Raw genomic sequence first — 1,157 nt, 5'->3', positions numbered from 1 at the left:
TTGTCAGAGATTTAGCTTTTTTTTGACTTATCACTTTGATAGGTCTGTCGTCAATAAAAATTATCATTTTATCGTATAGATATCTTTAAAATTTGGTTGTAAGTTGCACCCCGTTGTTACAAAGATTATTATGTTGTAAAAGCAAAATTACATTTTTGTTAGTAAAACATGCCTTAACCTTCCTATTTTTGCATAAAAGTTGAAAATCGGTAACCAAATTAGGCTTCTTTGCTCGAACAACAATTCGTAATCAGACAAAGAAACCGCATCGCCCTAGACTAATTCAGTAATCCAATGACACAAGCAACACTTGCACAAACTGTAGCCTCGATGCTACTGGACGTAAAAGCCGTAAGGTTAAGCCCAGACAAACCCTTTAAATGGGCTTCGGGTTGGAATTCTCCTATTTACTGTGATAACCGAATTACCCTTTCTTATCCAAAAGTGCGTACTGCAATTCGCGATGGATTGGCAGCAGCTGTGAAAGCTTATTGGCCCGACGTTGATATTATTGCAGGTGTAGCTACAGCTGGTATTGCGCAAGGTGCCTTGGTGGCTGATTTCTTAGATTTACCTTTCTGTTATGTGCGTCCCGAGCCCAAAAAACACGGTATGGGAAACCAAATAGAAGGTGAAATCAAAGCTGGCCAAAAAGTAGTACTGGTTGAAGATTTGGTGTCGACAGGCGGTAGCTCATTAAAAGCAGCTGAAGCACTGCGTGCGGCAGGTGCCAATGTTTTGGGTATGGTCGCTATTTTTACCTATGGTTTTAATGTAGCAGGTCAAAATTTTGCAGAAAAAGGCCTCAAATTCTATACACTTAGTGACTATGAGACTCTTTTGGAAGAGGCCAAGAAAAAGAATTATGTGACCGAAGGCCAAATGATTACCTTGCAGGAGTGGCGCCATGACCCAGCTAGCTGGGGCGTGTAATCGAATGATATAGGTGGGGATGTTCAAAACATCTCCACTCAAATTTAGATAAGACTCGTATGCACAAGGCTTTCGGCTACAGGTTTTCTCCAAATTTTTTTTACAATTTCATAAAAATACCTCTATTTCTCTAGCTTACAGCTAACTGTCATCGGCTCAAAAGTATATCTGTGGCTATCAACCAACATTTCAAAACTTTTTGCCTTGGGGCTAATACCTGAAAA

At 39.8% G+C, this 1,157-nt stretch carries 1 protein-coding gene; it reads left to right on the top strand.

Going from position 1 to position 1,157, the window contains the following annotated elements; translation table 11 throughout:
* Nucleotides 1–294: 294 nt before the first annotated feature.
* Nucleotides 295–933, top strand: coding sequence for an orotate phosphoribosyltransferase (gene pyrE / locus ACOVQ4_RS14895; RefSeq protein WP_421821421.1), 639 nt, complete (start codon nucleotides 295–297; stop codon nucleotides 931–933).
* Nucleotides 934–1,157 lie beyond the last annotated feature (224 nt).

The organism is Flectobacillus sp., assembly GCF_049240685.1.
Lineage (GTDB): Bacteria > Bacteroidota > Bacteroidia > Cytophagales > Spirosomataceae > Flectobacillus.
Note: the sequence above shows the minus strand (reverse complement) of the source record. Positions and strands in the feature narration are given on the sequence as shown.

Bases quoted from the DNA above. Each gene is read 5' to 3' on its own strand.
- pyrE (WP_421821421.1), top strand. From the start codon at position 295: ATGACACAAGCAACACTTGCACAAACTGTAGCCTCGATGCTACTGGAC.